The following is a 24,310-nucleotide window of genomic DNA, read 5'->3' as shown; positions in this document are numbered from 1 at the left end:
GGGGCCGTTCGCCCCTGACGGGCTTGTGATTGAGTCGCAGCCGCGGTCACCGCTAGGTTGCCCGGATGGATCGTCGCTGTTTTCTCGTTCTGCTCCTGGCCGGTTGCGCCGACCCCTCGGCCAATCTGGTGCCGACGGTCAGCCCCATGCCGCCCGCCCCCACGCCGCAGCAGCCGGCGCCGGCCGCCCCGCCCACCCAGTCGGGGGACATGACCTTCGACGAGTGGGCCCGCGACTTCTACATGCGCGCGGTGAAGGCCGGCCTGCCGCCAGCCCTGCTGGACCGGGAGCTGGCGGGCCTGACGCCCGATCCGCGGGTCAACAGCCTGGACACCCGCCAGCCGGAATTCGCCAAGCCCTTCGGCGACTACATCAAGGGCGTGGTCAGCGAGGACCGGGTGGCCATAGCCGCCCGCCGCAAGCCGGCGCTCGCCCCCACCCTGGCCCAGATCGAGGACCGCTACGGCGTGCCCGGCGACATCCTGATGGCCATCTGGGCCATGGAGACCGGGTTCGGCGCGGTGATGGGGGACTTCGACGTGGTCCGCTCCATGGCCACCCTGGCCGCCCAGGGCCGCCGCCGGGCCTTCGCCGAGGATCAGCTGATGGCCGCCCTGCGGATCATCGGCTCCGGCGAGTTCCCCCGCGATCGCCTGCGCGGATCCTGGGCCGGCGCCATGGGCCAGACCCAGTTCATCCCCACCAGCTTCCTGGCCACTGCGGTGGACGGCGACGGCGACGGCCGCCGCGACGTCTGGGGCTCCGCCCCCGACGCCCTGGCCTCGGCCGCCAACCTGCTGGCCAAGGGCGGCTGGCAGCGCGGTCAGGGCTGGGCGCGCGAGGTGACCCTGCCCGACGGCTTCGACTACAGCCTCACCGAGGGCCCCCGCGAGACCCCGGACTGGTGGGCCCAGCTGGGGGTGCGCCGCGCCGACGGCCTGCCCTGGAGCTCCGGCGACCAGGGGGCCAAGGCGATGCTGATCGCGCCGACCGGCGCCCAGGGCCCCTGCTTCCTGCTGTTCCCGAACCACTTCGTGATCCGCAAGTACAACAACGCCACCACCTACGCGCTGGGCGTCGGCCTGCTGGCCGACCGCTTCGGCGGCATGGGGCCCCTGGTGAAGCCCTGGCCCTATGAGAGCCCGCTGTCGCTGGGCGACCGCATCGTCACCCAGCGGGCGCTGGCCCAGCTCGGCTTCGATCCCGGCCAGCCCGACGGGGTGGTGGGGGTCAACACCCGCACCGCCCTGCGCAACTGGCAGAAGTCCCGCGGCCTGACGGCCGACGGCTACCTGTCCCAGGACATGGTCAGCCGCCTGAAGGCCGAGGCCAACATCCTCTAGGGCTCAGGGCGCTCGGGCGACCGGCGCCAGGGCCGCGGCCGGCGGCCCGCGCTAGAGCGACCCCTCGTCGCTCTTCTCCAGGGTGGCCATGGCCGAGTCGGCCTGGGTGGTCGGCTTGGGGTCGGCGTTGGCCAGCTGGCTGTTGCGGAAGGCGTAGACCAGCATGGCCAGCATCATGACCATGTTGAGCACGAAGGGCGCGGCGTGGATCTTTTCGTAGAGCAGCACGAACAGCGGGGCCAGGACCACGTTCACCCCGTTCACCGCGGCGATGGCGCCGGCCGCGCGGGCCTGCTCATGCATGCCCACGGCGAGGGACGAGCCGGCGGTGAATCCCGGCCTGGCCAGGCCGAAGCCCAGGCTTGAGATGGCGTAGCCCGCCACCACGGCGGCGTAGCTCGGCTGGAAGGCCACGATCAGGTTGCCCAGGGCCGCCACCGCCACGCCCCAGCGCAGCAGCTGGCGCGGCGTCATCTCGAACATGCGGATGATCCCCCACTGGGAGAGCAGGCCGGCCATGGCGCCGAACATCATGGCGATGGCGATGAAGCCCTGCGCCTCGGTGGGGGACTTGCCGAGCTTGTCGATGATCAGGAAGCCCAGGGTCTGACCCTGGGCGGTCTGGCAGACCGCGACGATGAAGCCGTAGATCAGGAAGGGCGTCAGGCGCGGATCGCGCCACATGGGCGTCTCCTTGCCCGCGGCGTCGGCCTTGGCGTCCATGGTGGGCGCCATCTTCACCGGCTGGGCCGGCATGTGCTGGCTCTCCGGCAGGTACTTCCACACCACGAACAGCATGGAGAGCGCGATCAGCGAGAAGACCAGCATCGGCCCGGCCAGGCCGATGCCCAGGAAGGGCAGGATGAACAGCGGCGCCAGGAAGGGCCCGATCACCGTCCCCAGGCCGAAGGCGCCGGCCAGGCTCGACATGGCCGTGGTCCGCTCCTCCACCGGGGTGTGCTCGGCCACATAGGCCTGGGTGGCGGGATTCGACGCGGCGCCGAACAGGCCGAACAGGGCCCGCGCCAGCAGGAAGAAGACGAAGATCACCATGGGCGCGGCCAGCTTGTGCAGGCCCGCCGACACCACCAGGGCGCAGGCGGCCATGGAGACGGCGAACCCCGTCAGCCCCACCAGCATCAGCGGCTTGCGGCCGTAGCGGTCGGAGGTCCGCGCCCAATAGGGCGAGGAGCCCGCCCACAGCAGGGCTGACAGCGAGAAGACGCCGGCCACCAGATAGTCGGGAATGCCGATGGAGCGGCCGATGGCCGGCAGCACCGAGATCATTCCGGTATTGCCCATGGCGGTGACCAGGGAGACCCCGAAAATGATCGCGAAGGACGACTTGGGCAGGCCGAGGGCGGCCGAGGGGGGCTTGGGCATCCCTGGCTGTTAGTCCGCGCCGCCAGGGCGCGAAACCCCATAAATCCTCACCGGGCATTAAGCATTAACAGGGATGCTCCGGCCTATCGCGCCCTAGGACCCGTCTCGCATGTTTCAGATCATCGGCATCGTGCTGCTCTTCGGCCTGGTGTTCGGCAGCTACATCATGTCCGGCGGCAATATGGGCGTCATCCTGCACGCCGCCCCGCACGAGATGATGGCCATCGGCGGCGCCGGCGTCGCCAGCTTCCTGATCTCCAACTCGATGACGGTGGTGAAGAGCTCGGGCTCGGGCCTGGCCAAGGTGTTCAAGGGCCCCAAGTGGAAGGCCTCGGACTATCGCGACCTGCTGTCCCTGCTGTTCCTGCTGACCAAGACCATGAAGTCCAAGGGCGTCATCGCCCTGGAGAGCCACATCGAGAACCCCAAGGACTCCTCGATCTTCTCGCGCTTCCCCAAGGTGACCAAGGACCACTTCGCCGTCGACTTCATCTGCGACACCCTGCGGATGATGACCATGAACCTCGAGGACCCGCACCAGGTCGAGGACGCCATGGAAAAGCAGCTGGAGAAGCACCACCACGAATCCCTGGCGCCCGCCGGCGCCCTGCAGAGCCTGGCCGACGCCCTGCCCGCCCTGGGCATCGTCGCCGCCGTGCTCGGCGTCATCAAGACCATGGGCGCCATCACCGAGCCCCCGGAGATCCTGGGCGAGATGATCGGCGGCGCCCTGGTGGGCACCTTCCTGGGCGTGTTCCTGGCCTATGGCCTGGTGGGTCCCTTCGCGACCCGCCTGAAGGAGATCGTCGAGGAGGAAGCCTCCTACTACCGAATCATCCAGTCGGTCCTGGTGGCCCACCTGCACGGCAACGCCGCCCAGATCTCGGTGGAAATCGGCCGCGGCAGCGTCCCCTCCGGCGCCCAGCCCAGCTTCCTGGAGCTGGAAGAGGCCCTCTCGGCCATTCCCAACGAAGCCTAGCGCCGCGGGTCGGCCAGGGGGCTGACCCGGTTGACGTGGCCCATCTTGCGGCCGGGCTTGGCGTCGCGCTTGCCGTAGAGATGCAGCCGGGTTTCCGGCTCGCCGGCCAGCTTGGCCCAGGCCTCGACCTCGTCCCCCAGCAGGTTCAGCATCTCCACCCGGGCGATCGCCGCCGTGGGGCCCAGCGGCCAGCCGGCGACGGCGCGGATGTGCTGCTCGAACTGGTCGACCTCGCAGCCGTCCATGGTCCAGTGGCCGGTGTTGTGCACCCGCGGCGCGATCTCGTTGACCAGCAGCCGGCCGTCGGGGAGCTCGAACAGCTCGATCCCGATCACCCCCACATAGTCCAGGCCGGTGAGGATCTGGGCGGCGATCCGTTCGGCCTGCTCGGCCACGGCCGGGGTGATGGCGGCCGGCGCGACGGAGCGGCGCAGGACGCCGTTCTCGTGGTGGTTCTCGGCCAGGGGATAGATGGCCAGCTCCCCGTCCCGGCCGCGGGCGGCGATCACCGACAGCTCGCGCACGAAGTCGGCGGGCGCCTCCAAAATAACTGGCCGCCCCCCCAGGGCCTCGAAGGCCGCCGCGGCGTCGGCCACGTGCTCGACCCAGCGCTGGCCCTTGCCGTCATAGCCCTCGCGGCGGGTCTTCATCAGCACCGGTGCGCCCAGCTGGGCGACGGCCGCGCTGGCGGTCTCGTCGCTGTCGGCCTGGGCGAAGGCCACGGTGGCCACGCCGATGGAATTGAGGAAGGTCTTCTCCTCCACCCGGTCCTGGGCCACGGCGAGCGCCCGGCCGTTGGGCGCCACCTCCACCCCCTGGGCGATCAGGTGGGCCACCGCCGAGGCGGGCACGTTCTCGAACTCGTAGGTCACCAGGCCGGCCACCGCGGCCAGGGCCTCCAGGGCGCGGGGATCGTCATAGGGGCCGCGGATGGCGTGGGCGGCGACCCGGCCGGCCGGGGAATCTGGCTCCGGCTCCAGGATGGCCACGTCGAAGCCCAGGCGGGCCGCGGCCAGGGCCAGCATCCGGCCCAGCTGCCCCCCGCCGAGGATCCCGATCATCGCGCCGGGCGCCAGGGGAAGATCCGACATGGAGACTAGTCCTCGACGCTTTCGGAAACGGCCTGGGAATGACGGGCCCGGTGATCGGCCAGGCGCTGGGCCAGGGCCGAATCGGACAGGGCCAGGATCTGGGCGGCCATCAGGCCGGCGTTGCGGGCGCCCGCCTCGCCGATCGCCATGGTGCCTACCGCGATGCCGGCCGGCATCTGCACGATGGAGAGCAGGGAATCGAGGCCGCTGAGGGACTTGGACTGCACCGGGACGCCCAGCACCGGCAGCTCGGTCATGGAGGCGGTCATGCCGGGGAGGTGGGCGGCGCCCCCGGCCCCGGCGATGATCACCTTGAAGCCCGCGGCCTTGGCCCCCTTGGCGAAGGCGTACATCCGATCGGGGGTGCGGTGGGCGGAGATCACCTTGGCCTCATAGGCCACCCCCAGGGCGTTGAGGCTCTCGGCCGCGCCCTTCAATGTCGGCCAGTCGGAACGGCTGCCCATGATGATGGCGACGGGCGCTGACGTGGCGCTCATGAAGGCGTGCCCCTGCGACGAGAAGGCGCGGAGTATAGGCGCCGCCTTTGCGCCCGCAACCAAGGACGTTTAGGATTCTTAACGTCGACAAGGCGTCGACGATTCGTGTTCGCCGAAAGCCCGCACATAGTCGCATGAAGGTCACTGGCGCCCGCAACGAACCCTTTTCGGCCATCCGCAAGCGCGCCTTGGCCCAGGCGGGGGCCTATGTCACCGCCGGAACGGCCGCGCCGACCGATCGGACCGCCTTTCTGGGGCTTGGCGAGGCCGATCTGACCCCGGCGGTCCAGGGGGCGGTGAAGACCCTGCTCACCGAAATCGACGATCTTCGCGGCGAGGTCGCCCGCCTGAAGGCCAAGCTTTCCGAGGCCGAGACCCTGGCCGACCGCGACCCTTTGACGCCCCTGCTGAACCGCCGGGCCTTCATCCGTGAGCTTGGCCGAATCCGCACCTTCGCCCAGCGCTACGGGTCCCCCGCCAGCGTGGTCTATTTCGACCTGGACGGCTTCAAGGGGGTCAATGACCGCTTCGGCCACGCCGCCGGCGACGCGGCCCTGCAGGCCGTGGCCGAGCGCCTGTCGGCCAACGTCCGCGACAGCGACATAATCGGCCGCATGGGCGGCGACGAATTCGGCGTGATCCTGGTCCAGGCCGACGAGGCCACCGCGCGGGCCAAGGCCGACTCCCTCGCCCAGGCCATCGAGGCCTCCCCCATCCAGTTCGGCGACTGGTCGGCGCCCCTGCACATCTCCTACGGGGTCCGCGAGATCACCCCCGACAGCGAGCCGGAGGCCCTGGTGGCCGAGGCCGACGCGGCCATGTTCGCCGCCAAGCGCCTGCGCGACCGCGAGCGGGCGGCCCAGCCCGCCGCCGACCCGGCGGCCGAAACCTAGGCGATGATGTCCGGAGTGAGCTGATCCTTCAGCCGCTCGATCTCGTCCTTCAGCAGCAGCTTCTTCCGCTTCAGGCGGCTGATGACCATCATGTCGGGCAGCGGCGCCAGCATCAGGGCCTGGATCGCGGCGTCGAGGTCGGAATGGTCCAGGCTGATGGCGGCCAGGCGCGCGCGCACGCCGGCGTCCTCCGCCTCCTCGGTTTCATCGTCGTTCATACGCACGCCCCGAACTCATCGCCGCGATGATGCGCATCGCCGGGGGCGCCGTAAAGCGCCGCTGTGGACACCGGTCCGGCCCCCCGTCCCGAGAGCCCTAACCCAGGGCCGCGGCGAGCGCCGCCAGGGCGTCGTCCGGCGCGGGCCTGCCCCAGGCCGCCGAGGCCGCCTGCAGGGAGGCCAGCGCCCCATGACCGCCGCTGGAGGCGCCCGCCAGCTCGCCGAGGGTCTCCATCAGCACCCGCTCGGCCCGCAGCTCGCAGGCCTTCACGTCTTCACGCAGGGCCTCGCGCGCGCCGTCGTCCACCGGCGGCTGCGACGCCTTGAGCGCCCGGCGCACCTGGCGGATGGGAAGCAGCACGGTGGCGTCCCAGGCCTTGGCCGCGGCCACGCCCTTGGCCAGGGCCTCGGCGTCGGGGCCCTCGGCCCAGACCGCCCAGAGCAGCAGGGAGGTGTTCTGGCCGTGGCTGTCCTGCAGGGTGAGGCAGGCCTCCGGCACGCCCTCCAGCCCGTAGGCCTCGAGCGCCCATTCCCAAATCGCCATCAGTCTTCTCCCTGCAACGGACCGACATCCTGGCCCCAACGCTTCACTGGCCGCCAGGCCAGGCCGAACAGATCCAGCGCCCGGCCCACCGACTGGTCCACCATCTCCTCCAGGCTGGCCGGCCTGGCGTAGAAGGCCGGCAGGGGCGGGGCGATCACCGCCCCCATCTCCGCCAGCTTCACCATCGTGCGCAGATGACCCAGGTGCAGGGGCGTCTCGCGCACCATCAGCACCAGGGGCCGGCGCTCCTTCAGGGTCACGTCGGCGGCGCGGGTCAGCAGGGAGGAGGTCACGCCGGTGGCCACCTCGCTCATGGTGCGCACCGAGCAGGGGGCGACGATCATGCCGAGGGTCGGATAGGAGCCCGAAGCCACCGAGGCGCCCACGTCGCCCACCTTGTGGACCACGTCGGCGCGGGCCTGGACCTGCGCCAGGGAGAGGTCGGTCTCCTGGGCGATGGTCAGCGCCGCGGCCTTCGACAGGATCAGATGACTCTCGACGCCCAGCTCGCGGCAGGCGTCCAGGGTGCGCAGGCCATAGGCCACCCCGCTGGCGCCCGAGACGCCCACGATCAGGCGCGCGCGATCCATATTGGTCATTTCACCGGGTCTCCGCGCCTGATTTCAAGGCGCCCAAGCCGTCCGCCCACGCGCAAACATATGTGATCTGACAGATGAGAACAGCGGGTGTTCAGTGTTGGCATCGTTCCAACACAAGGAGACGACCCACCATGGCCGTTGAAGCCCGCATCCGTGAACTTGGATCCCGCCACCATTCTCTCGATCAGGCGATCCAGGACGAGCTCAACCGACCGGTCTCCGACGACACCCGCCTCAAGGAACTCAAGCGAAAGAAGCTTAAGCTTAAAGAAGAGATGGAAGCCCTGCGCGCCAAGACCACGCACTAGGTCTTCCAGAGTTAGAGCGTGACCGACGCCTGAGCCGGTAACCGCTCCAGGCCGTCACGCCCTGAAGGGGGACGTCCCTGAGCCGCGCGCGACGCGTCGGCTCAGGGCTCCGTCCGCCCTGGGTTCTGATCAATCTTCCGCGTCGTCGTCGTCGTAATGGGTGTCTTCGGCGACGTCCTCATGGGCCGCCTCCAGCTGGGACGCCCCCGTGACCGAGGCCGGCTCCAGGGTCGCGCCGTCCGGTTCGACGATGCCACGACGGGCGTCGTCCTTGGCCTTCTTGTCGGCCGCCTTGCGAACCACCGCGTCCAGCTCAAGCTGGGTCGAGAGGCCCAGCGTCACCGGGTCCACCGGCTTGATGTTGGCGGCGTTCCAGTGCTGGCGGTTACGCACCTGATCGATGGTGGCCTTGGTGGTCCCCAGCAGGCGGGCGATCTGGCTGTCGGCCACCTCGGGGTGGTTGCGGATGAACCAGGCGATGGCGTCCGGACGGTCCTGGCGGCGCGACACCGGGGTGTAGCGCGGCGCCTTCTTCACCGGCTTCAGCAGTTCGGCGTGGCGGCTCTTCTGGGCGACCATGCGGTACTTGTCGCTGGCCTGGGCGGCGTCCAGTTCCTCGCGGGACAGCTGGCCGTTGGCGATCGGGTCGGCGCCGCGGATGTCGCGGGCCACTTCGCCGTCGGCGATGCCCTTCACTTCCAGGGGGTGGAGGCCGCAGAAATCGGCGATCTGTTCGAAGGTGAGCGAGGTGTTGTCGACCAGCCAGACGGCGGTCGCCTTCGGCATCAGAATGTCGGTCATGACGGGCTCCGAAAATGACGGCGCCCGGCCTTTCGGCCGGGCGGTGCATAAGTAGCAGGCGTCATATAGGCCCGTTCCGCGCCCAAGAAAACGACAATCGCAAGCTTAACGGCCGGTGAGATCTTTCAAGATCGGGCCCTCCCGGAGGCTGGGGTTCCAGGCTTGTCCGGCCGGGCCGGCATGATCGTGGCGGCCGGCGCCGATCTCGGGGACGAGGCGCGGGTGGCCGCGCCAATCTCGCCTCCGGGGAATTTAACGACCTTACGCGTTCTGGGCGTGCCGGCGTTTTCGCGCGGAATCCTGGCTCCTCCCCTTCGGCCGGCCGCGCCAGCCAGGGCGACGAGAGACTTTCATGTGGAAAATCAAAAGCTTGATGCGTCTCAGCCCGGTTCGTCATGGGGTCGTCGCCGCCCCATTGAACAGTTATCGGGCAGAAAAATTAAGTCGCGTTAACTATAAAAACCCCAAATCGGGTCGAAAAAGTACACTTTCGGAAAGATTTCGGAGGCATAAAACGACATCTACCTGAGACGATCTGTCGCAAACCTTTCAACCAAGGCGCCGCGCCGCTATGCCCCCCCGGGCGCGCCGAAAACAACCGATGAACGCTATCCGCAAACTGCTCTTGCAGCACCGGGCCGAAGTACAGGAACAGATGCTGGCCGCGCGCGCCAAGGCCGCCGCGCCCTTCGAGGAGGAGCTGCGCGCGGTCAATATCGCGCTCGCCGCCCTCGACGGCGCGCCATTGCTGGCCGAGGAGGACACGCCCCTCCCGGCCCCCAAGACCGAACGCGCGCGCAAGACCGGCCTGCCCCGAGGCCGGATCAAGCGCAGCCTGAACGACATGATCCTGGCGGCTCTGCGCGCCCATGACGAGGGCGCCGACACCGGCGAGATCATGGAGTCCCTGGAGCGGCGCTGGAACCGCAGCTTCCAGGAGTCGCGCGTGATGGAGGAACTGCGGAGCCTGGCCGAGAGCGGCGCCGTAGTCCTGGAGCGGGGCCACTGGCGGCTGCGGGCCCAGCCCGACGCCTGGACCGGCCAGGTCAGCGCCCAGGGCGTCGCCGCCTAGCTCAGCGGCGTGCGGCCCACGATGCGCAGGCCGTATCCGCCCGAGCCCGGCAGGACCGTGGAGGAGTTGGACAGCAGGGTCATGTCGCGCACCCCGAGATCCAGCAGGATCTGGGCGCCCACGCCATAGTCGCGCAGCACGTTGGCCCCGTGATCGGTCCCCGGCTCCGCGCCGTAGCGTTCCGACAGCCAGGCCGGGTTGGAGTCGCGGATGAACACCGCCACCCCGGCCCCGTCATAGTCGGCGATGGCCTGCAGGGCGCGGGGCACGTAGTCGCGGCGCGCCTCGGTATGGCCCAGCATGTCGGCGGCGAAGTCCACGCGGTGCATGCGCACCAGGGTCGGCTTGTCGGGATCGATCTTGCCCCGGGTCAGGACCACATGCTCGGTGCCGTCCAGGATGTTGCGGTAGATCACCATGCGGAAGCGGCCGCCGAAGGCGGAGTCGAAGGGCGTCTCCAGCACCCGCTCCACCTGACGCTCGGTGCGCCGGCGATAGGCGATCAGGTCGGCGATGGTGCCGATCTTCAGGCCGTGCAGTTGCGCGAAACCCACCAGGTCGGGCAGGCGCGCCATCGACCCGTCGTCCTTCATGATCTCGCAGATCACCCCGGCCGGGTTCAGGCCCGCCATGCGGGAGATGTCCACCGCGGCCTCGGTGTGGCCAGCGCGGACCAGCACGCCGCCGTCGCGGGCCACCAACGGGAAGACGTGACCGGGCGAGACGATGTCGTCGACGCCCTTGGTGGGGTCGATGGCGACGGCCACGGTGTGGGCGCGGTCATGGGCCGAAATGCCCGTGGTGACCCCCTCGCCGGCCTCGATGGAGACGGTGAAGGCGGTGCCCATGCCCTCGCGGTTCTCCGCCGCCATGGGGGGCAGGCGCAACTGGCGGGCGCGTTCGGCGGTGATCGACAGGCAGATCAGGCCCCGGGCGTGCTTGGCCATGAAGTTGATCTGGTCGGGCGTGGCGAACTGGGCCGGGATGATGACGTCGCCCTCGTTCTCCCGGTCCTCGGCGTCCACCAGGATGTAGGGGCGGCCGTTGCGGGCGTCCTCGATGATGTCCTCGATCGGCGAGATCGCCGACTCGTGGGCCTGTTCGCCGCCGCTGCCGCCGTCGGAGGCGGAGGATCCGGGTTGGACGAGATACGGGCGTTTCATCGGGCGGCTCTCAGCTTGGCGAACTCCAGGACCTGCTCTCCCACCGTGGCCAGCTGCCAGGCGTCCTTCGGGTCCACACAGGCTCCTTCGGCGTCGAAGGAACCGGAATTCGCGTTCAGGGCCGCACCGAACGGCGTCGGCCAGCCCCTCAGGGCATGTATGATCGATCTCAGCGTGGTCAATGTCGTTCCGGCGGCCTGCCAGCCGTCGGCGGTGATGATGCAGCCCACGGCGCGGTCGGTGAAATAGGGCCGGGCGTCATCGCGCAGGCCCTCCAGGGTGTCCAGGGCGTTCTTGATCACCCCGGAGATCGAGCCGTGGTAGCCGGGGCTGGCCACGATCACCCCGTCGGCGACGCGGACTGCTTCGGTCAGCACCTGCTGCTCGGCCGTGGGGCCGCCCGGCTGGGGATTGTAGATCGGCAGGCTGGCCAGGAACTCCCCGCCCAGCAGGCGCGTCTCGCCGCCGCCCGCCTCCACCGCCCTCAGCGCCACGGTGAGCGCCTTCTCGGTGGAGGATCCGGTGCGGACGGTGCCGCCGATCCCGACGATCAGCGGCTTTCGCGCCAAAGAACTCATGCCGACTCCTCGAACACCTTCTTCAGCTCGGTCTTGAGGATCTTGCCGTTGGCGTTGCGGGGCAGGGTTTCGGGCCAGAAGGCGACCTTGACCGGGACCTTGAACGCCGCCAGCCGCTCGCGCACCCAGGCCTTCAGGTCGGCCTCCGTGGCCGTCCCTCCGGGCTTCAGATGCACCACGGCCGCCGGTTCCTCACCGAGCGTCTTATGCGGAACGCCGACCAGGGCCGCGTCCATGACGTCGGGATGGTCATACAAAACATTCTCGACTTCGACACAGTAGATGTTTTCGCCGCCCCGGATCAGCATGTCCTTGGCCCGGTCGACGATGAACAGGAAACCCTCCTCGTCCACCCGCGCCAGGTCGCCGGTGCGCAGCCAGCCGTCGACGAAGGTCTCGGCCGTGGCCTCGGGCTTGTTCCAGTAGAGCTTCACCACCTGCGGGCCCTTGACCCACAGCTCGCCCACCGCGCCGGGGGCTAGCACCGTCACACCGTCGGCGGGGTCGCGGATCTGCATCTCCCCCACCGGAGCGGCCGGCCCGGCGCTGTCGGGGCGGGCCTCGTAGTCCTTGCCCAGGTGGCTGGTGAAGGTGGCGGTGGTCTCGGTCATGCCCCAGCCGTTGCCGGGCTGTGAGGCCGGGAAGACCTCGACGATCTTGCGGACCAGCTCCGGCGCCGAGGGGGCGCCGCCGTAGGAGACCGCCACCAGGGACGACAGGTCGTACTTGGCCCGCGCCGGATGCTCGATGAGCTGCCAGGCGATGGTGGGAACCCCGCCGGTGGAGCTGACCCGCTCGCGCTCGATGAGCTTCATGGCCGCCTCCGGCTCCCAGCGGCGCATCATCACGATCTTGCCGCCGGCGTTCATGCTGGGGCTGAGATTGGCCGACAGGCCCGTGGCGTGGAACATCGGCACCACCAGCAGGGTGCAGCGCTGGGGCAGCTTGTGGGGATCGCTCTCGGGCAGGGGATTGCCGGCCCGCAGGAAGTTGCGCGCCGCGGCGATGCCGCTGGCCATGATGTTGGAGGTCATGTTGCGGTGGGTGCCCAGCGCCCCCTTCGGCTTTCCGGTGGTCCCTGAGGTGTAGAGGATGGTGGCGTCGTCCTCGGGTCCGATCTCCACCGCCGGCAGCGGGCTGTCGGCCAGGGCCTGCCAGGCGTTGGGTTTGCCGATCACGTCCTCCAGCCGGCTCACACGCCCGTCGCCGCGGGCCTCGTGCAGGCGGCTGACATAGACCCGCTCCAGGTCCGGCAGGGCCTTCAGGTGGTCGGCCAGGCGTTCCAGCCGCTCGTCGTCGACGAAGGCCACCTTGGCCCCGGAATCGGCCAGGCCGTATTCCAGCTCGGCGCCCGTCCACCAGGCGTTCAGGGGGGTGACGATGGCGCCCAGCAGGATCCCGGCCCAGAAGGCGACGGGCCATTCGGGCAGGTTGCGCATGATCACCGCCACCCGGTCGCCCTTCTTCACCCCGTCGGCGGACAGCCGGTGGGCCAGGGCCAGGGTGGCGCGGGCGAAGGCCTCATAGCTCACCCTTTCATCGTCGTTGATCAGGAACTCCCGCTCGGGAAAGCCGCGGCCGTTGAGGAAGACGTCGCGCAGGGTGGCCGGGGCGTTCTTCCAGACCCGGGTCTTCACGCCGCGGATCGTCGTCTCCTCCATCTCGAACCGCTGGCCGGGCGCCGTCAGCCGCGCGTGGGCCTCACTGATGCTCATCACCGGCCACGTCGGGGCCGCGGAGCCCGCCTGGGAGGGGGTCTGGACGTCGGTCATGCAAATCTCGTCGGAATATGGGGGCGTTGGAAATGTCGGGGCATGCAAAGGGCGGCTCCCGCAAAGGAGCCGCCCCCACATTGTCGCGCCTTTCCGGAACCGGAAAGGGCCTGGATCGAAGTCCGCCTCAGGCCTTCTCGGTTTCCCGGGCGCCGCGCAGCTTCTCGTAGTCCTTCTTCAGGTCCGACAGTTCGTCGGCGTACTTCTCGTGGGCTTCCTCGCGCAGGCGCGGGATGTGGTACTTCGGGAACAGGTCGTTGTCGGGCTGGTAATCCTTCAGGACCTGCTTGGCCAAGGTCACCTTGTGCACCTCGGTGGGGCCGTCCGCGATGCCCATGACCAGCGAGCTGGTGACCATGTGCATGAAGGGCATCTCGTTGGAGACCCCCAGCGCGCCGTGCAGGTGGGCCGCCTTGGTGGCGATGTCGTTATAGACCTTGGGCATCATGACCTTGATGGCCGCGATGTCCTTACGCACCAGGTTGTAGTCCTTGTGCTTGTCGATCAGCCAGGCGGTGCGCAGCACCAGCAGGCGGAAGCTTTCCAGGGCGATCCAGCTGTCGGCGATGTCGGCCTGCACCATCTGCAGGTCGGCCAGCTTGCCGTCGCGGGTGTTGCGCGAGGCCGCCCGCTGGCACATCAGGTCCAGCGCGTGCTTGCAGGAGCCGACCGTGCGCATGGCGTGGTGGACCCGGCCGCCGCCCAGGCGGACCTGGGCGATGACGAAGGCCGCGCCGCGATCCCCCAGCAGGGCGTCATAGGGCACCCGCACGTTGTTGTAGCGGACATAGCCCTCGGTGCCGCCGCCGATCTCGCCGCCGCCGCCGACCGCCACGTTGCGGATGATCTCCACGCCAGGGGTGTCGGTGGGCACCAGGAAGATCGAGGTGCGGCGGTAGGGGTCCTTGGCGTCCGGATCGGTGACGGCGTAGAGCACCAGCACCTTGGAGAAGCGGGCGTTGGTGGAGAACCACTTCTCGCCGTTGATCACCCACTCGTCGCCGTCGAGAACCGCGCGGGTCTTGAAGGTGAGCGGGTCGGAACCGCCGGTGGGCTCGGACATCGAGAAGGCCGAGCGGATGTCCCCGTTGAGCAGCGGCCAGAGGTACTGTTCCTTCTGCTTCTCGGTGCCGTAGTGGGCGATGATCTCGGCGTTGCCGGTGTCGGGCGCCTGGCAGCCGAAGACGGTGGGGGCCAGGCCGTTGCGGCCCAGCTTCTCGTTCATCAGGCCCAGCTTCAGCTGGCCGAAGCCCTGGCCGCCCAGCTCGGGACCCAGGTGGCAGGCCCACAGGCCCTGGTCCTTCACCTTCTGCTGCAGCGGCTTGATGAACTTCTCGCGGCCGAGCGGCCCATGGACGGCCATGCCCAGATGGCTCAGAGGCTCGACCTCCTCGCGCATGAAGTCCTCGATCCAGTCCAGCTTCTTCTGGAACTCCGGGTCGGTCTCAAAATCCCAAGCCATCTATGGCCTCCCATGTCGCCGCGGGCTGCGGCTCATTTTTCCTAAAACCGGTATGGCGTAGAGCGACGCCGGCGTAAAATTCCGCGACCGGACAGACCCTTAGGCCGCCGGTCATATGGACATTATCAAACGCCTGTTCGAGTTACGCAACGGCGCCCATCGCGCATTTTCAGGAAATTCTTCGCTCCACCCTCCTGGCGGGGCGCCAAGTCGGCGAACTTGCTGTTGAAACCGACGGCCGGCTCCGGGCACGGTGGGGCGCCACCCGCAGCAAGGACCCGCCCATGACCCGGCCCGAGAAATTCGGCTTCTCCAGCGAGCGCCTCGGCAAGCTCGATCGCTTCCTGGCCGGCCGCTATGTCGAGCCGGGCCGCATCCCCTGCGCCCAGGTCCAGATCGTGCGCCGGGGCGAGCTGGTCCACGAGACCCTGCTGGGCCAGGCCGACCGCGAGCGCGGCAAGCCCGTGGCCACCGACACCGTCTTCCGCATCTATTCCATGACCAAGCCCATCACGAGCCTGGCCTTCATGATGCTGGTGGAGGAGGGCCTGGTGGCCCTGGACGATCCGGTGAGCCGCTTCATCCCCGAGTGGAAGACCCTGGGGGTCTTCGCCGCCGGGACCGGCCCGTACATGACCACGCCGCCCGCCCGGCCCATGCAGATGATCGACCTGCTGCGCCACACCTCGGGCCTGACCTACGGCTTCCAGAACCGCGGCAATGTCGACGCCGCCTACCGCAAGCTGAAGATCGCCGACACCCATGGCCTGGACTTCGACGGCTTCGTCGGCGAGCTGGCCAAGCTGCCCCTGGAGTTCTCGCCGGGCGAGGCGTGGAACTACTCGATCTCCACCGACGTCCTGGGGGTGCTGGTGGAGCGCATCTCCGGCCTGCCCTTCCAGACCTTCCTCCAGAGCCGCATCTTCGATCCCCTGAAGATGACCGACACCGGCTTCCAGGTCCGGGAGGACCAGCGTCCCCGCTTCGCCGCCTGCTACAACGCCACCCCCTCCGGCGGCCTCACCCTGCAGGACGACCCGGAGACCAGCCCCTATCTGCAGGCGCCCAGTTTCCACTCCGGCGGCGGCGGCCTGGTGTCCACGGCCAAGGACTACATGGCCTTCTGCAAGATGCTGGCGAACGGCGGGGTGCTGGACGGTCAGAGGCTGATCGCCCCCAGGACCCTGAAGCTGATGGCCTCGAACCACCTGCCCGGCGGCCAGGACCTGACGGAGCTCTCGCGGTCCCTGTTTTCGGAGGCCACCAACGCCGGGGTCGGTTTCGGCCTCGGCTTCGCGGTCACCTTCGATCCGGTCAAGGCCATGCTGACCTCGAGCCCGGGCGAGTACTACTGGGGCGGCGCGGCCTCGACGGCCTTCTGGGTCGATCCGGTGGAGGACATCCAGGTGGTGTTCATGACCCAGGTCCTGCCGTCCTCCAGCTATCCAATCCGGCGGGAGCTTCGGACCTTGGTCTATTCGGCCCTGGTCGAACCCTAGGCCTTGGAGGGCGTCGCCAGCGGCTGGCCGGCCTCGGCGACGGCTTCGGAGGCCTCGCTCTCCTCCAGGCCGCCGGGCGGGCTGAGGCCCGTCGAGGGCGCGTCACCATGCGGGCTGAACTTCATCAGGCGGGCGTTGCGCCACGGGCCCCAGCGGTACCACGCCGCGGCCAGGACGCAGGAGGTGATGCTGCCGAGCGGGAAGCTCCACCAGATGGCGTCGGCGCCCATATAGGGCATCAGGGTGTGGGCGAAGGGCACGCGCACGATCCACATCGAGATGATCATGGCGAACAGCGGCGGCCAGACCGACCCCGTGGCCCGCACGATGCCCGACAGCACAAAGGACACGCCGAAGGGAATGAACCCCCAGAGGGCGAACATGTTGATCCGCATGGCGATGGGGTGGGACGGGCTGCCCACCGGCAGGAACAGGTGCAGGATGATCGGCTCGATCAGGTAGATCAGCAGCACCGGCCCGGCGCTGAGCAGGGCGGCGTAGAGCGAGCCGATCCCGGCGATCTTGTCGACCCGGTCCATCCGGCCCGCGCCCACATTCTGGGCGGCCATGGAGGAGACCGCGGCGCCCAGCGCCATGGCCGGCATCTGCACATAGGTCCAGAGCTGGGTGGCCGCCCCGTAGGCCGCCGCGGTATGCGAGCCATAGGTGTTGACCATGCTGATCATCAGCACCGCAGAGCCTGAGATCACCAGCATCTGGAAGGCCATGGGCATGCCCTTGACCACGATGGTCTTCAGGATCTCCCACTCGGGCTTCAGCAGCTTCCACTCATCGCGGCGCAGCACCAGGATCGATTTGGTGCGGTAGAGATAGACCAGGATGATGCCCAGGGTGATGGTCTGGCTGGTCAGGGTGGACATGGCCGAGCCGGCGATCCCCATGCGTGGCGCGGGACCGAAACCGGTGATCAGGATGGGATTGAGGATGACATCCATCCCCACCGCGAACAGCGAGAAATAGAAGGGTGTCCGACTGTCGCCGGCCCCGCGCTGCGCCATCATGACGAAGGAGAAGAAGTACATGAACGGCATGGCCAGGAAGATCACCCGCAGATAGGTGATGGCGTCCTGGACAGCGTCCGCCGGGGTGCCCATGGCGCGCAGAATGGCTGGGGTGAAGGTATAGCCGCTCACCCCCACAGCGATCGAAAGCACCAGGAAGAAGGTGGTGGCCGTGCCGATCACCCGCTTGACCATGGCCCGGTCGCCGGCCCCGATCGACTGGCCGATCAGGAGGTTGGCCGACATGCTGACCCCGAAGGCCGCCCCCAGCATCAGGAAGAAGATGATGTTGGCGTTGGAGGTGGCGGTCAGCGCCGCCTCCCCCAGCACGTGGCTGACCCAGATGGCGTTGGCCGAGCCGTTCAGCGACTGCAGGATGTTGGAGCCCATCACCGGCAGGGCGAAGGCGATCAGGGTCGGGCCGATGGGGCCGGTGGTCAGGTCCTTGCCGCCGAAGCGACCGCCCGGGCCACCAGGACCGCGGGGTCCGCCCGGGGGGAAGCCGGGCCGGGGCCCGCCGGTGGGGGCCGCAACCGGCCCGTCGTCTGAACTCGAAACCACAGCCATCCCCAAGGCGCGACACGCGCCGCCCGCCTTCGACTGGTCTCCGAAAATGCGGAGGCGCGGCGTGATCCCCGAAAATGCGAGGGAGCGAGTTGAGAAGACATTAGGCGCCCCGTCCCACCGCCTCAAGCACGGCCCTTGCGAAAAAGCGTCACGCGTCGCGCGATTTGAGCCGAAGGCGATCTCCTGTTAGAGGCAATCCCTGCGGGAATTGACGTGGCAAGACCGCCGCCATCGCTTACGAAAGACTCCATGAAAATCCTTGTTACGGGCGGCGCCGGGTTCATCGGGTCGGCGGTCGTGAGACGGGCCGTGGCGGACGGCCATGAGGTGGTGAACCTCGACGTCCTGGCCTACTCGGCCAATCTGGAGAATGTCGCCGAGGTCTCGGCCTCGCCGCTCTACGCCTTCGAGCAGGCCGACATCTGCGACGCCGCGGCCGTCCAGGCCATCTTCGCCCGACATCGGCCGGACGCGGTGATGCACCTGGCGGCCGAAAGCCACAACGACCGGGCCATCGACGGGCCCTTGGACTTCGTGCGCACCAACGTCCTGGGCACCGCCGTCCTGTTGGAGGCCGCGCGGGCCTACTGGAACAGCCTGGAGCCTGCGAAGAAGGCGACCTTCCGCTTCCACCACGTCTCCACCGACGAGGTGTTCGGGGCGCTGGGAGAAGACGGGGCCTTCACCGAGGACACCCCCTACGATCCCAACTCGCCCTATTCGGCCAGCAAGGCCGGCGCCGATCACCTGGTGCGGGCCTGGAACCGGACCTTCGGCCTGCCGGCGGTGATCACCAACTGCGCCAACAACTACGGCCCCTTCCAATTTCCCGAGAAGCTGATCCCGACGGTGGTGCTGCGGGCCATGGAGGGCAAGACCATCCCGGTCTATGGCGACGGCCGCCAGGTGCGCGACTGGCTGCACGTGGACGACCATGCCGACGCCCTGCTGACCGTCCTGCAGAAGGGCCGGCTGGGGGAGACCTATTGCGTGGGCGGCGACTCCAACCTGCGCAATATCGAGGTCATCAAGATCCTCTGCGCCCACCTGGACAAGCTGGCCCCGGCCAATGTGCCGCACGCCGAGCGGATCACCTTCGTGGCCGACCGCCCGGGGCACGACTTCCGCTACTCCATCGACGCCAGCAAGCTGGCCAACGAACTGGGCTGGGCGCCCAAGACCGACCTGGCCGCCGGCCTGGAGGACACCGTCCGCTGGTACGTCGAGAACCGCGCCTGGTGGGAGGCCATCCGCGAGCGCGGCTTCCAGTCCGAGCGCCTGGGCCTCGCCACGGCATGACCACGACGATCCTGCAGTTCGGCGCCACCGGGCAGCTGGCCCGGGAGATGCTGCTCCGCTCCAGCGGCGGGGTGGCGGTCAAGGCCCTGTCCCGCGCCGATGTGGACGTCACCGACACCGAGGCCGTGGCCCGCGCCATCGGCGAGGCGCCGGACATCGACCTGGTGTTCAACGCCACCGCCTATGCCGCCGTCGACAAGGCGCAGAGCGAACCGGACCTGGCCCATGCGGTGAACGCCCGGGCCCCCGAGGCCATGGCCAGGGCCTGCCAGGCCCGTGGCGTGCCCCTGATCCACATCTCCACCGACATGGTGTTCGACGGCGAGAAGGCCGGCCCCTATGTCGAGACCGACGCCACCAATCCTCTGCACGTCTACGGCGCCTCCAAGCTGGCCGGCGAGCAGGCGGTGCTGGACCACTGCGACCGCGCCCTGGTGGCCCGGGTCTCCTGGCTGTTCTCGGCCTTCGGGCAGAACTTCCTGCAGATGATGCTGAAGCTGGGCGCCACCCAGCCCCTGCTGAAGGTGGTGGACGACCAGCGCGCCTGCCCCACCGCCAGCGGCGACGTGGCGGGCTTCATGCTCAGCCAGGCCCAGCGCCTTTCGCGCCTGCCCGCCGGCGCGCCGGAATGGGGCCTGCTGCACCTGGTCAATGACGGGGTCGCCACCCGCTATGAGATGGCCCAGGCGATCTTCGAACTGGCCTGGCCCGGCCGCGCCCTGCCGGCCATGCAACCGGTGCCCAGCAGCGCCTTTCCCACCCCGGCGCGCCGCGCGCTGAACTGCGAACTGGACACGGTGAAGCTTCGGAGCGTCTTTGGTCTGACGTTGCGGCCGTGGCGCGAGGCGCTGGAGGACACCATCGAAGACCTGAACCTTGCGGCGGTGACCGCATGAGGCGCGGCATCATCCTGGCCGGCGGCTCGGGCACGCGCCTGCACCCGCTGACGCTGGCGGTCTCCAAGCAACTGCTGCCGATCTACGACAAGCCGATGATCTATTATCCGCTGTCGGTCCTGCTGCTGGCCGGGGTGCGCGAGATCCTGATCATCACCACGCCGGAGGACCAGTCGGGCTTCAAGCGCCTGCTGGGGGACGGCTCGCAGCTGGGCGTGCGGTTCGAATATATCGTCCAGCCGACCCCTGGCGGCCTGGCCGAGGCCTATATCCTCGGCGAGGACTTCGTGGGCGGCGAGCCCAGCGTGATGATCCTGGGCGACAACATCTTCTTCGGCCAGAACTTCAGCCAGATGCTGCGCTCGGCCGACGCCCGGACCCGGGGGGCCACGGTGTTCGGCTACACGGTGCAGGATCCGGAGCGCTACGGCGTGGTGGAGCTGGGCGCGGACGGCCGGGCCCTGGGCATCGAGGAGAAGCCCACCCATCCGAAGTCCAACTATGCGGTCACCGGCCTCTATTTCTACGACAGCCGCGCCTCGACCTTCGCCAAGACCCTGGAGCGGTCGGCGCGCGGGGAGCTGGAGATCACCGCCCTGAACCAGATCTACCTGGAGGAAGGCGACCTGCACGTCGAGCTGCTGGGCCGCGGCTTCGCCTGGGAGGACGCCGGCACCCACGACAGCCTGATCCAGGCCGGCGAACTGATCCGCACCTTCGAACAGCGCCAGGGCCTGCGGATCGGCTGCATCGAGGAGATCGCCTTCCGCCAGGGCTGGATCGACAACGCCCAACTCGCCGAGCTGGGCCGCATCCAGGCCAAGAGCGAATACGGCCGCTACCTGCGCGATCTCGCCGAGCGGCCGCGCGGGTCCGAGGAACCGGCGGAGTAGCTAGGCGAGCCGGCTGCGGGCGCGGCCATAGGCCAGGTAGACCGCCACGCCCACCAGGTTCCAGACGGCGAAGAAGATCATCGTCTTGGCCGACAGGCTGGTGAACAGATAGACGCAGCCCAGCACCCCGGCCGGGCCGATCACCCAGACCAGAGGCGTCTTGAAGGCGCGCGGCAGGTCGGGCGCAGAGCGCCGCAGAGCCAGGACCGCGAGGGTGGTGGCGATGAAGGCCGCCAGCGTGCCGGCGTTGGCCAGGGCGGCGATCTCCGACAGGGGCATGGCGCCGGCGATCACCGCGGCGATCACGCCGGTCAGGATGGTGACGCGGCTGGGCACCCCGCGCGGGGTGACGGCCGCCAGCCAGCGGGGCAACAACCCGTCCCTGGCCATGGCGAAGAAGACCCGGCTCTGGCCGAACATGAAGACCATGATCACCGTCGGCATGGCGATCACCGCGGCGCCGGCCACCCAGGCGGCGGCCTGCGGCTGGCCCAGCTGCTTCAGGACGAAGGCCAGCGGCGCCGGATCCTTGGAGAAAACGTCGTAGGGCGAGGCGCCCAGGGCGCAGGCGGCCACCACCATGTAGATCAGGGTGCAGACCAGCATGGAGCCGACGATGCCGATGGTCAGGTCGCGGCTGGGGTTCCTGGCCTCCTCGGCCGCCGTGGAGATGGCGTCGAAACCGTAGAAGGCGAAGAAGATGATCGCCGCGGCCCCCATCATTCCGTACTTGGCGCCGTCCGCCTCGTGGGCCCCGAAGCCGAAGGGGGCGAAGGGGGTGAAGTGGCTGGCGTCGAAGTGCGGCAGGGTCAGGGCCACGAAGCCCGCCAGGGCCACCAGCTTCACGCAGACCAGGATGAAGTTCACCGTGGCGCTCTCGCGGGTGCCCACCAGCAGCATGCCAGTCACCGCCAGGGCGATGAAGACCGCCGGCAGGTTGACCAGGCCGCCCGCCTCGGGTCCGGCCAGCAGGGCCTTGGGCACGGCCCAGTGGGCCTGTTCGATGAGGCCGGAGGCGTAGCCCGACCAGCCCACCGACACCGCGCTGCAGACCAGGGTGTATTCGAGGATCAGGCTCCAGCCGATCACCCAGGCCACCAGCTCCCCCAGGGTGGCGTAGGTGTAGGAATAGGCGCTGCCCGCGTGGGGCATCAGGCTGGCCATCTCGGCGTAGCAGAGGGCCGCGCAGGCGCAGACCGCGCCGGCCACGGCGAAGGACAGAATCACCGCCGGCCCCGCCAGGCCCGCCGCCACCCCGGTGAGCGTGTAGATCCCGGTGCCGATGATGGCGCCGATGCCCAGCGCCATGAGGTGAGGCCAGCTCAGGGTGGCCTTCAGCCGGTGCTCACCCTCGGCATGGACGTGGGGGGCGATCGCCTTGCGGCGTGTGATGAAGCTCATGAACCGTCCCCCCGCGTCTGCAGCCGGGGCGAGCATGGGGCGCCCCGCGGGCGGGCCGCAAGGGCTTGGCAGGGACCCGCCCCGGCGCCAGCTTGGCGCGTCGTTCGAAGGATATGCCCATGCGTCGCGCCCTTTTCGCCCTGGTGATTCTGCTGCTCGCCGGGCCGGCCCTGGCCGACGACCGGCCGCTTAACGCCTTGGTGGCCGACTACGAGGCCTATGCCCTGGCCGACGATCCCATCACCGCGGGCGGCCAGGGGGATCGCGCGGCCCTGTCGCGCCTGCCCGACGTGACCCCGGCCGCCGACGCGGCGCGATCCAAGGCGCTGAAGGCCTTCCAGGCGCGGCTGGCGGGCATCGACGCCGCCGGCCTGACCACGGAGGCGCGGCTGAACCGCGACTTCCTGGCCTGGACCCTGGACCGGCAGGTGCAAAGCCTGGCCTTCGACGAGGCGCGCATGCCGTTCAATTCCGACGGCGGCTTCCACCAGACCCTCGGCTACCTGGCCGCCACCACCCCGATTCGTTCCAGGGCCGACGCTCGGGCCTGGCTCGACCGGCTGAACGCCATTCCGGCCTATTACGCCGCCAGCATCGCCAACGCCCGGCGTGGGGTGAAGACCGGCTTCACCCAGCCGCGCAGCACCAATGACCAGGTCCTGGCCCGCGCCCGGGAGATGACCGCCGCCCCCGTGGAGGGCGACGTCCTGCTGACCCCGTTCCGGGACCTGCCCCCGGCGATCCCCGCCGCCGAGCAGGCCGCCCTGCGGGCCGAGGCGGTCGCCGTGGTGCGCGACAAGGTCCGCCCCGCCCAGCGCGACTTCGTCACCTTCCTGGAGAAGGAATACCTGCCCGCCAGCCGCAAATCCCTGGCGGCCCGCAGCCTGCCCGACGGAGAACGCTACTACCGCTGGCTGGCGGCCGACCACACCACGACCAAGATGACGCCCGACGAGATCCACGCGGCGGGCCTGGCCGAGGTGGCGCGGATCCGGGCCGAGATGGACGGGGTGATCGCCGAGACCGGCTTCAAGGGCGACTTCAAGGCCTTCCTGGCCATGCTGCGGTCCGATCCGCGGTTCTACGCCACCTCGCGGGAGGACCTGCTGGAGAAGGCCTCGCGGATCGCCAAGCGGATCGACGACAAGCTGCCGGGCTGGTTCGCCACCCTGCCGCGCCTGACCTATGGCGTGCGGCCGGTGCCCGCCGACATCGAGGCCAACTACACCACCGGCCGCTACTTCACCGGCAGCCCGGCCCAGGGCGTCGCCGGCGGCTACATGGTCAACACCGCCAAGCTCGACCAGCGCCCCCTCTACGAGCTGCCGGCCCTGACCCTGCACGAGGCCGTCCCAGGCCATCACCTGCAGATCGCGCTGGGCCAGGAACTGCAGGGCGTTCCCACCTTCCGGCGCGAGGCGGGGGTCACCTCCTTCACCGAAGGCTGGGGCCTCTATGCCGAGAAGCTGGGCGGGGAGATGGGGATCTATCGCGACCCCTATGAGCGGTTCGGCCGGTTGTCCTACGAGATGTGGCGCGCCTGCCGCCTGGTGGCCGACACCGGCATCCACTGGAAGGGCTGGAGCCTCGACCAGGCCCGGGCCTGCTTCACCGACAACACCGCCCTGTCGCCGCTCAATATCGAGGTGGAACTGGCCCGCTACGTGTCCTGGCCGGGACAGGCCCTGGCCTACAAGGTCGGCGAGATGAAGATCGTCCAGCTGCGGTCCAAGGCCCAGGCCGCCCTGGGCGACCGCTTCGACATCCGCCGCTTCCACGACGCGGTCCTGCTGGCCGGGCCCCTGCCGCTGGACCTGCTGGAAACCCGCATCGACGGCTGGATCGCGGCGGAGCGGGCGCGATGAAACATTTCTCGCGCTTCAACGTTTGATAGGCGACATTAGGTCGCCGAGACATTCACAATGAATCGGCCCACGACTTACGAAGCTTAGCTGCACCCCCCGAACCAAGCAGCAGCGGAGGAAATATTGATGGCGAACGCCTTTCCAGGCCGCGCATCCAGGCGTCCA

At 69.1% G+C, this 24,310-nt stretch carries 23 protein-coding genes; 10 read left to right on the top strand and 13 right to left on the bottom strand.

What is annotated here, in order from left to right:
• Nucleotides 1-65: 65 nt before the first annotated feature.
• The gene (locus AC1RN5_RS00235; RefSeq protein WP_493039294.1) at nt 66-1,343 is read left to right on the top strand and encodes a lytic murein transglycosylase; all 1,278 of its coding nucleotides are present in this window, start codon (nt 66-68) and stop codon (nt 1,341-1,343) included.
• Nucleotides 1,344-1,394: 51 nt separating this feature from the next.
• Here the strand turns inward: AC1RN5_RS00235 and AC1RN5_RS00230 are convergent, their stop codons facing one another.
• A complete protein-coding gene (locus AC1RN5_RS00230) occupies nt 1,395-2,726 on the bottom strand; it encodes an MFS transporter (RefSeq protein ID WP_493039293.1) in 1,332 nt (443 codons plus the stop codon).
• Between the two features lie 109 nt (nt 2,727-2,835).
• Here AC1RN5_RS00230 and motA point away from each other — a divergent pair, with 109 nt between their 5' ends.
• Complete coding sequence (motA, locus tag AC1RN5_RS00225) at nt 2,836-3,705, top strand: flagellar motor stator protein MotA (RefSeq protein ID WP_421933190.1); 870 nt, start codon at nt 2,836-2,838, stop codon at nt 3,703-3,705.
• Here the strand turns inward: motA and AC1RN5_RS00220 are convergent.
• Together AC1RN5_RS00220 and purE are read right to left on the bottom strand one after the other, a co-directional pair.
• Nucleotides 3,702-4,796 carry a 5-(carboxyamino)imidazole ribonucleotide synthase gene (locus AC1RN5_RS00220; RefSeq protein WP_493039292.1) on the bottom strand — a complete coding sequence of 365 codons (1,095 nt, stop codon included), beginning with the start codon at nt 4,794-4,796 and terminating at the stop codon, nt 3,702-3,704. The genes motA and AC1RN5_RS00220 overlap by 4 nt on opposite strands.
• 5 nt (nt 4,797-4,801) lie before the next feature.
• Nucleotides 4,802-5,293, bottom strand: a complete 492-nt coding sequence (gene purE, locus AC1RN5_RS00215) for a 5-(carboxyamino)imidazole ribonucleotide mutase (RefSeq protein ID WP_304700464.1) — start codon at nt 5,291-5,293, stop codon at nt 4,802-4,804.
• A 134-nt stretch (nt 5,294-5,427) separates the two neighbouring features.
• On the opposite strand from purE, the gene AC1RN5_RS00210 reads away from it, so the two are divergent.
• A complete protein-coding gene (locus AC1RN5_RS00210) occupies nt 5,428-6,186 on the top strand; it encodes a GGDEF domain-containing protein (RefSeq protein WP_493039291.1) in 759 nt (252 codons plus the stop codon).
• On the opposite strand, the gene AC1RN5_RS00205 is transcribed toward AC1RN5_RS00210, so the two are convergent.
• The 3 genes from AC1RN5_RS00205 to AC1RN5_RS00195 form a co-directional block, all read right to left on the bottom strand.
• Complete coding sequence (locus AC1RN5_RS00205) at nt 6,183-6,404, bottom strand: YdcH family protein (RefSeq protein ID WP_304700462.1); 222 nt, start codon at nt 6,402-6,404, stop codon at nt 6,183-6,185. The genes AC1RN5_RS00210 and AC1RN5_RS00205 overlap by 4 nt on opposite strands.
• A gap of 97 nt (nt 6,405-6,501) precedes the next feature.
• Nucleotides 6,502-6,948 (bottom strand): TIGR02444 family protein, encoded by a 447-nt coding sequence (locus AC1RN5_RS00200; RefSeq protein WP_493039290.1) that lies wholly within the window; start codon nt 6,946-6,948, stop codon nt 6,502-6,504.
• Nucleotides 6,948-7,547, bottom strand: coding sequence for a UbiX family flavin prenyltransferase (locus AC1RN5_RS00195; protein ID WP_421933196.1), 600 nt, complete (start codon nt 7,545-7,547; stop codon nt 6,948-6,950). Before AC1RN5_RS00195 ends, AC1RN5_RS00200 begins: the two co-directional genes overlap by 1 nt.
• 131 nt (nt 7,548-7,678) lie before the next feature.
• On the opposite strand from AC1RN5_RS00195, the gene AC1RN5_RS00190 reads away from it, so the two are divergent.
• A complete protein-coding gene (locus AC1RN5_RS00190) occupies nt 7,679-7,855 on the top strand; it encodes a DUF465 domain-containing protein (RefSeq protein ID WP_304700459.1) in 177 nt (58 codons plus the stop codon).
• Nucleotides 7,856-7,984: 129 nt separating this feature from the next.
• Here AC1RN5_RS00190 and AC1RN5_RS00185 read toward each other — a convergent pair whose 3' ends face one another.
• A complete protein-coding gene (locus AC1RN5_RS00185; RefSeq protein WP_493039289.1) occupies nt 7,985-8,656 on the bottom strand; it encodes a DUF1013 domain-containing protein in 672 nt (223 codons plus the stop codon).
• A gap of 601 nt (nt 8,657-9,257) precedes the next feature.
• On the opposite strand from AC1RN5_RS00185, the gene AC1RN5_RS00180 reads away from it, so the two are divergent.
• Complete coding sequence (locus tag AC1RN5_RS00180) at nt 9,258-9,728, top strand: hypothetical protein (protein ID WP_493039288.1); 471 nt, start codon at nt 9,258-9,260, stop codon at nt 9,726-9,728.
• Here the strand turns inward: AC1RN5_RS00180 and ribB are convergent.
• The 4 genes from ribB to AC1RN5_RS00160 all read right to left on the bottom strand — a co-directional run bounded on the left by ribB (nt 9,725) and on the right by AC1RN5_RS00160 (nt 14,703).
• On the bottom strand, nt 9,725-10,891 hold the full coding sequence (gene ribB / locus AC1RN5_RS00175) for a 3,4-dihydroxy-2-butanone-4-phosphate synthase (RefSeq protein WP_493039287.1): 1,167 nt from the start codon (nt 10,889-10,891) through the stop codon (nt 9,725-9,727). The genes AC1RN5_RS00180 and ribB overlap by 4 nt on opposite strands.
• Nucleotides 10,888-11,469: an NADPH-dependent FMN reductase gene (locus AC1RN5_RS00170; protein ID WP_493039286.1), complete on the bottom strand. Its 582-nt coding sequence runs from the start codon at nt 11,467-11,469 to the stop codon at nt 10,888-10,890. Before AC1RN5_RS00170 ends, ribB begins: the two co-directional genes overlap by 4 nt.
• The gene (locus tag AC1RN5_RS00165) at nt 11,466-13,241 is read right to left on the bottom strand and encodes a class I adenylate-forming enzyme family protein (protein ID WP_493039285.1); all 1,776 of its coding nucleotides are present in this window, start codon (nt 13,239-13,241) and stop codon (nt 11,466-11,468) included. The genes AC1RN5_RS00170 and AC1RN5_RS00165 overlap by 4 nt, the downstream gene beginning before the upstream one ends.
• A gap of 127 nt (nt 13,242-13,368) precedes the next feature.
• A complete protein-coding gene (locus AC1RN5_RS00160; RefSeq protein WP_493039284.1) occupies nt 13,369-14,703 on the bottom strand; it encodes an acyl-CoA dehydrogenase family protein in 1,335 nt (444 codons plus the stop codon).
• A gap of 284 nt (nt 14,704-14,987) precedes the next feature.
• Between AC1RN5_RS00160 and AC1RN5_RS00155 the strand changes: the two genes are divergently transcribed.
• A complete protein-coding gene (locus tag AC1RN5_RS00155; protein WP_493039283.1) occupies nt 14,988-16,202 on the top strand; it encodes a serine hydrolase domain-containing protein in 1,215 nt (404 codons plus the stop codon).
• Here the strand turns inward: AC1RN5_RS00155 and AC1RN5_RS00150 are convergent.
• Nucleotides 16,199-17,785, bottom strand: a complete 1,587-nt coding sequence (locus AC1RN5_RS00150) for an MATE family efflux transporter (protein ID WP_493039282.1) — start codon at nt 17,783-17,785, stop codon at nt 16,199-16,201. The two genes, AC1RN5_RS00155 and AC1RN5_RS00150, sit on opposite strands and share 4 nt — an antisense overlap.
• 255 nt (nt 17,786-18,040) lie before the next feature.
• Here AC1RN5_RS00150 and rfbB point away from each other — a divergent pair, with 255 nt between their 5' ends.
• Genes rfbB through rfbA form a run of 3 tightly spaced genes read left to right on the top strand, consistent with a single transcriptional unit; the run spans nt 18,041 to nt 20,879 of the window.
• Nucleotides 18,041-19,090, top strand: coding sequence for a dTDP-glucose 4,6-dehydratase (rfbB, locus tag AC1RN5_RS00145; RefSeq protein ID WP_421933205.1), 1,050 nt, complete (start codon nt 18,041-18,043; stop codon nt 19,088-19,090).
• Nucleotides 19,087-19,986, top strand: coding sequence for a dTDP-4-dehydrorhamnose reductase (rfbD, locus tag AC1RN5_RS00140; RefSeq protein ID WP_493039281.1), 900 nt, complete (start codon nt 19,087-19,089; stop codon nt 19,984-19,986). Before rfbB ends, rfbD begins: the two co-directional genes overlap by 4 nt.
• Nucleotides 19,983-20,879: a glucose-1-phosphate thymidylyltransferase RfbA gene (gene rfbA, locus AC1RN5_RS00135; RefSeq protein WP_493039280.1), complete on the top strand. Its 897-nt coding sequence runs from the start codon at nt 19,983-19,985 to the stop codon at nt 20,877-20,879. Before rfbD ends, rfbA begins: the two co-directional genes overlap by 4 nt.
• Here the strand turns inward: rfbA and AC1RN5_RS00130 are convergent, their stop codons facing one another.
• On the bottom strand, nt 20,880-22,280 hold the full coding sequence (locus AC1RN5_RS00130; RefSeq protein ID WP_493039279.1) for an amino acid permease: 1,401 nt from the start codon (nt 22,278-22,280) through the stop codon (nt 20,880-20,882).
• Nucleotides 22,281-22,399: 119 nt separating this feature from the next.
• On the opposite strand from AC1RN5_RS00130, the gene AC1RN5_RS00125 reads away from it, so the two are divergent.
• The gene (locus AC1RN5_RS00125; RefSeq protein ID WP_493039278.1) at nt 22,400-24,145 is read left to right on the top strand and encodes a DUF885 domain-containing protein; all 1,746 of its coding nucleotides are present in this window, start codon (nt 22,400-22,402) and stop codon (nt 24,143-24,145) included.
• The last annotated feature ends 165 nt before the right edge of the window (nt 24,146-24,310 follow it).

The sequence above is a fragment of the Phenylobacterium sp. GW821-FHT12F10 genome (assembly GCF_058806695.1).
The sequence above is the reverse complement of the archived record's forward strand: the minus strand, read 5'-3'. Positions and strand labels throughout refer to the sequence as shown.

What these genes read in the sequence shown, in the direction of transcription:
- AC1RN5_RS00235 (WP_493039294.1), top strand. Translation starts at nt 66, where the DNA reads ATGGATCGTCGCTGTTTTCTCGTTCTGCTCCTGGCCGGTTGCGCCGAC.
- AC1RN5_RS00230 (WP_493039293.1), bottom strand. Translation starts at nt 2,726, where the DNA reads ATGCCCAAGCCCCCCTCGGCCGCCCTCGGCCTGCCCAAGTCGTCCTTC.
- motA (WP_421933190.1), top strand. Translation starts at nt 2,836, where the DNA reads ATGTTTCAGATCATCGGCATCGTGCTGCTCTTCGGCCTGGTGTTCGGC.
- AC1RN5_RS00220 (WP_493039292.1), bottom strand. Translation starts at nt 4,796, where the DNA reads ATGTCGGATCTTCCCCTGGCGCCCGGCGCGATGATCGGGATCCTCGGC.
- purE (WP_304700464.1), bottom strand. Translation starts at nt 5,293, where the DNA reads ATGAGCGCCACGTCAGCGCCCGTCGCCATCATCATGGGCAGCCGTTCC.
- AC1RN5_RS00210 (WP_493039291.1), top strand. Translation starts at nt 5,428, where the DNA reads ATGAAGGTCACTGGCGCCCGCAACGAACCCTTTTCGGCCATCCGCAAG.
- AC1RN5_RS00205 (WP_304700462.1), bottom strand. Translation starts at nt 6,404, where the DNA reads ATGAACGACGATGAAACCGAGGAGGCGGAGGACGCCGGCGTGCGCGCG.
- AC1RN5_RS00200 (WP_493039290.1), bottom strand. Translation starts at nt 6,948, where the DNA reads ATGGCGATTTGGGAATGGGCGCTCGAGGCCTACGGGCTGGAGGGCGTG.
- AC1RN5_RS00195 (WP_421933196.1), bottom strand. Translation starts at nt 7,547, where the DNA reads ATGACCAATATGGATCGCGCGCGCCTGATCGTGGGCGTCTCGGGCGCC.
- AC1RN5_RS00190 (WP_304700459.1), top strand. Translation starts at nt 7,679, where the DNA reads ATGGCCGTTGAAGCCCGCATCCGTGAACTTGGATCCCGCCACCATTCT.
- AC1RN5_RS00185 (WP_493039289.1), bottom strand. Translation starts at nt 8,656, where the DNA reads ATGACCGACATTCTGATGCCGAAGGCGACCGCCGTCTGGCTGGTCGAC.
- AC1RN5_RS00180 (WP_493039288.1), top strand. Translation starts at nt 9,258, where the DNA reads ATGAACGCTATCCGCAAACTGCTCTTGCAGCACCGGGCCGAAGTACAG.
- ribB (WP_493039287.1), bottom strand. Translation starts at nt 10,891, where the DNA reads ATGAAACGCCCGTATCTCGTCCAACCCGGATCCTCCGCCTCCGACGGC.
- AC1RN5_RS00170 (WP_493039286.1), bottom strand. Translation starts at nt 11,469, where the DNA reads ATGAGTTCTTTGGCGCGAAAGCCGCTGATCGTCGGGATCGGCGGCACC.
- AC1RN5_RS00165 (WP_493039285.1), bottom strand. Translation starts at nt 13,241, where the DNA reads ATGACCGACGTCCAGACCCCCTCCCAGGCGGGCTCCGCGGCCCCGACG.
- AC1RN5_RS00160 (WP_493039284.1), bottom strand. Translation starts at nt 14,703, where the DNA reads ATGGCTTGGGATTTTGAGACCGACCCGGAGTTCCAGAAGAAGCTGGAC.
- AC1RN5_RS00155 (WP_493039283.1), top strand. Translation starts at nt 14,988, where the DNA reads ATGACCCGGCCCGAGAAATTCGGCTTCTCCAGCGAGCGCCTCGGCAAG.
- rfbB (WP_421933205.1), top strand. Translation starts at nt 18,041, where the DNA reads ATGAAAATCCTTGTTACGGGCGGCGCCGGGTTCATCGGGTCGGCGGTC.
- rfbD (WP_493039281.1), top strand. Translation starts at nt 19,087, where the DNA reads ATGACCACGACGATCCTGCAGTTCGGCGCCACCGGGCAGCTGGCCCGG.
- rfbA (WP_493039280.1), top strand. Translation starts at nt 19,983, where the DNA reads ATGAGGCGCGGCATCATCCTGGCCGGCGGCTCGGGCACGCGCCTGCAC.
- AC1RN5_RS00130 (WP_493039279.1), bottom strand. Translation starts at nt 22,280, where the DNA reads ATGAGCTTCATCACACGCCGCAAGGCGATCGCCCCCCACGTCCATGCC.
- AC1RN5_RS00125 (WP_493039278.1), top strand. Translation starts at nt 22,400, where the DNA reads ATGCGTCGCGCCCTTTTCGCCCTGGTGATTCTGCTGCTCGCCGGGCCG.